This is a genomic window from Candidatus Poribacteria bacterium (assembly GCA_009839745.1).
Lineage (GTDB): Bacteria > Poribacteria > WGA-4E > WGA-4E > WGA-3G > WGA-3G.
The window spans coordinates 1-4,603 of the sequence record VXPE01000099.1; the positions used below are offsets into that span (position 1 = coordinate 1).

Consider the following 4,603-nt stretch of genomic DNA (forward strand, 5'->3'; position numbering starts at 1 on the left):
GAAAAACAAAACGCTGTTCCTCTCAAATACGGGAAAAACAATTAGCACAAGGCGTTAACGATAAAAGACTGTGTGGTCGCTATTGGTTAGCTGCAACACAAACATGGTGATATTCACACTCAAAGCTACCGTTTCCAACATAGACTGGGAAACATCGCTCTTCGCATTCCTGTCCATCGTTACAGTCACCGTCGCTAGAGCACGCTGACCAAGCATCAGCTTCTGGTGCAGTGCCTGCGTATGCTAGCAGAATTCCACCAGCAGCAACACCGAGGCCCAACGGCGTTTTCACACCGACGCGACCTTCCTCAGAAGCGAGAAAGTCACTGATACGCGACTTGAGATTTTTCATGGGTTTTTCTCCTTTCTTTTTACCGGGGATCTCAGACCCGGCGGGATTGACTCAACCTTTGAGGTTGTGCCCATTTCCAGTGTGAAGTCCTTCGTGACGCCGGAAATGCTTGAAAACCGTTTCAACTTCAGTAGGGGTATGGGACTTCGACAATACCTCTGCCAAAGCATTTTCAAGGCGTTCAAATTGTTTCGTTTCCTCGCGATAGGCACTTGAGTAAGTTGTATTGGTTCTCGGATCATAGTATCGACAGAAGAGGGGTTGACCAGATAGAGGTGCTGATGATTGACAGTGTGCATTGGCAGGCGCTGAACTTTGTTTAAACAGCCTCACGATTTCCTGAGCGATACCTTCCCACGTATATCTTGCTGCGAATCCTTTTGCTATCTGCTCATACTTTTCATGTCGTTCTGTGTCTATTAGTAATTGGTTTATAGTTTCAGATAGATGCTGCATCGGAATATCCAACTCGTTTCCTCTCCCAGCTGGACACTGTACAAGTACCCCTGCTCCTTTAATTTCAGGGGGTAGTCCGTATTGTGAGATGACAACTGCAGGTGTACCATAAGCCATTGCTTCCAAAACTAATGAGGGTGAAGTACCTGTCACAGCAGGAAAACAAACGAGGTCTAATGCTTGGAAAAAGATTGGTAATACCGCCCGCGTCTCTTCCTCTTCTGCGCTGAAAATCACCACATTACTTGGTGGGTCTCGGTACTCCTTAGCCAAAATCGAATCATAGACAAAGAAGGCAAGGTATGGGTTTGCTGCGGCGAGTTTTGATATCACCGATACCCCGGTGTTTGGTTTAAAACCCGAAATAACTCCCACCACAGGCTGTCTTGCAAATCGCGGGTTTTCTGTGAGCACGGCGGTATGTTGCTTTGCTAAGGGCCTACCGATTGATTCAACAACATTAATACCTTCTCCAATCGTATGCATTCCGACAAGGGCTACCCCGAAATCTGAAAGCCAATCCGTGAGCCACGAGGCTTTGGGGAGAAGCAGATCTGTAGATTTCTGTGCAGCATAATGCTCCAAAGTTTCGGAAAGCGCGGTATCCCCCAGTTTCCTATCGCTCTCAAGGCAACGAAACACAGGAACGTTTTGCGGATAATATAAAATATCGTGCCATAGAAACTGACTGAGGAGGAGGATGCCATCGTAGCCATCCATAGCATACCACGGCAGTGGAAAACTGTGCTCGCCTTTGGTTTCTAAGTTGCGAATTGAGACGAATTCACCAAATTCGACAGATGATCTGCCAGTCGTATTAAGGGTTTCCAATTCGGCATGTTTTGAGAGAGCTGCCAATAGATGATAGCGATTCTCATTCGTTACAGCATCCAGCGCAGATTGTTCTTGTACAAATTGGATTGGAACGAGTAACTTGAGTCTTTCTTCTGATTGCGGAGATGTTCTTGTAACCTCTGTAGGACTCAACAGGTGCCTCCGCCTGCTAAGTCGTTGTAACCGCTCAATGCCCTCAAAAATCTGATCGATTTCAAATTGCGATTTCAGTCCTTCAACGGTTTCATAAATTGTTTCTGTGAGGTCACGATTAAGGAGAGCCCACTCTATTTCGTTAATTTCAACGGTGATGTTGGATTCCAGATCGGCGGCGTATTTCCGTCCGCCGTGTTCAAATTTGTGATGTTGATGAACTCGGTACTTTGTCTGTACTTTCATTATAAAACCTCACGCCGTGGCTTGAATAAAACCGTGACATCTTGCAAGTATCGCCTTCGCAGCATTTTCATCTTCCACAAGTTCGCAAAGAATCGCTTCTATTTCTCTGCAAGTGTGTTCTTTGAGAAGACTGATAACCAAACCATCCTCCGTCGGTTGATTGAAAGTGCCAAATGGATTTAGCGGAGTCTCGTATCGCTTATTCAGATTCAATACAACTGACTTCTGTTCTATCTGTCTCCTGTGCCAGTTCCAATAGGAGGCGAAAAGGACATCAAGTCTGTTTTCGCAAAACAACTTCTTTTTTTTGTTAAGTTCTTCAAAGAGAGCGAGTATCCGTTGTGCAGTTTTCTCCCAAGTGAAGGTTTGTGCACGGCTCAGTGCTTTTTGCGCGTAATCTTGTTGCAGCTTGGCACTATTCAGCAATAAGTTTACTTTTTCTGAATAGTCAAACGGTGAGGCGTAACTACTAACAGTGGCGATGTCCTGCTCAAAATGAAGGGCCGGGACTATCATTCCAGCATCTCCCACGACAGAAGGCACACCGTCAAAGTCAGAGATAACTGGCGGCACACCGCACGCCATTGCTTCAAGCACTGTTAATCCGAATGTTTCCTCGCCGGACACGGAAGGGAAGCAATACACATCAAAGGCGTTGTAAATCAGGGGTAGTTTTTCGCGCGGGTGGAACCCAACATAGACCAAATTTTCGGGCATCGTTCGGTGTGCATATCTGCCCTCATTCCAACCGGCCTGCAAGAAGAGGATATGTGGGTTGAGTTCTGCCAATTGAAGGTAGATAGAGGCACCTTTTTCGGCTTGAAGGCGAGAGAGGTATCCGACCGTGGGCATCGTTTCGATCCGAGTGTCTCCCACTAATTCAGCAACTTCTTGTTTTGCTTGCTGTTTGTCCATTGGACGAAACAGATTCTGGTCAACACCGTTTGGTACCGTGTGAAAAACGCTTTTATCCCAAACGAAACGGGAATAGAACTCACCAACGGAGTCCGAAGGAGCAGTGAAAGCATCATAATCTCTCAAGGCGGCATAGGACCGTAGGACAGAACGGACACTAGTCCCACCATGTCCACGCAGGGCGTGCACCTGCATCAGAATCGGTGGAAGTTCGGGACATCGAAATAACGGAAGAAGTGAATCTGGATTCGCTTCCAAATGCAGCGTTAGAATACCGTCATAACGTTCGGCAATTTTTCTAGGTGCTTGGCTTATGTCGCGCAGACTCAAATCCACTTCATATAGATTCTTGCTGACTTTCCTATTTTGTTTCCCAGCAAAATAGACCACTGCATATTCCTTCAATGCCCGAATAGTATAAGCAAGAGCGATGTTGGTACCTGCGCTGGTATTTTCTATGTCTAAAAGCATACCAGAATTAACCCGCTGTGCTAACAATAACAATTGACGGAGGTTGTCTTTTCCCGCGAAAAATACAGCTGGCTTCTCACCACGGGTAAAAAGCAAACCTTGTTCAGTATACTCGGTCAATGTCTCAAATGCATCCTTGATTTCTTCATTGCTATAAAGCGTTTTCAGCCCCTCCGTGATTTCTTTCCCTGTCTGTGTTTCCGCGAACTTCAGAATATCGGCTATTACAGGAGAGATTTCGACGATGCGCGCTTTATCCAGGTCTGCTGCGTACAGGCAATCGTCTTGCTCAAAGATATGGAGTTGATGAAGATGTTTGGGAAAATCAAGCATATTTTTCTTCCTATATACAACACATTATTTCGTTCCAATTTTTGAAATAATGTTTGTTAAAACAATATAAGTCTCTAATGAATCTTCGACGTATTACCCAGCACCCTCTATGTTGCAATTCTCATGCCAATTGGAAAAACCTACGTCGTTCGTGGATTTTCGGAAAATGTGGCTATTGCTTTGGCAGGTCAAAGTTGATGGGTATAGAAGTCGCGAGCACAGCCAGCTCCCACAGGAAGATAAGCCGACAGCACAGTATACAGCCGCTCTCTAAATACTTTTACTTATCAATATCTTTTACTTATCAATATAAGGTTGACAGAACACTATGCAAATTTTTCGCAGTCGGCACATTTTGCATACCCAACCTCTGCAGATTTTGCAGAGTTCCAAAGGCAGCGGCGCTGGTGTGCGATGTCTCGGAAACCACCGCTAACAGCGATAAGCCCTTAACCTACTCCCAATCGGCGTGTCCGCTATCGACCATCCTTCGATTGATGTACAAGTTATCTGAGTATCGCCAGACGTGAGCAACTACACGACCATAAACATCGGTAGCGACCGATTTGATTGTGACGCGTTTCCGCTCTATGAGGAACTTCAGATAGGTAGTGGATTTTTGTCCTTCGGGGGTGCTGTTTTCGGGCGTGCTTATATTCGCCAAGCGAATTCGTTGGGTTGCAGTGTTAAAGGTATCACCATCGGTCACGGATGTGACATAGACTGAATACTCATACATCATTCTACCTCCTTTTTGAAGGAGTAGATTATAGGCGTATATTGACGGAAACTAAAGTTTGGACAATTTTAAGAATTAAGATGCAGAAAAGCAGAAAAGCAGGT

4 protein-coding genes are annotated in these 4,603 nt (G+C 45.4%); all 4 read right to left on the bottom strand.

Going from position 1 to position 4,603, the window contains the following annotated elements:
- Positions 1–79: 79 nt before the first annotated feature.
- Entirely contained in the window at positions 80–352 is a 273-nt protein-coding gene (locus F4X88_15275) for a hypothetical protein (protein MYA57647.1), read from the bottom strand.
- Positions 353–403: 51 nt separating this feature from the next.
- A complete protein-coding gene (locus F4X88_15280) occupies positions 404–2,041 on the bottom strand; it encodes a glycosyltransferase (GenBank protein MYA57648.1) in 1,638 nt (545 codons plus the stop codon).
- 9 nt (positions 2,042–2,050) lie between these two features.
- Positions 2,051–3,760, bottom strand: a complete 1,710-nt coding sequence (locus tag F4X88_15285; protein MYA57649.1) for a glycosyltransferase — start codon at positions 3,758–3,760, stop codon at positions 2,051–2,053.
- 454 nt (positions 3,761–4,214) lie between these two features.
- A complete protein-coding gene (locus tag F4X88_15290) occupies positions 4,215–4,502 on the bottom strand; it encodes a hypothetical protein (protein ID MYA57650.1) in 288 nt (95 codons plus the stop codon).
- Positions 4,503–4,603 lie beyond the last annotated feature (101 nt).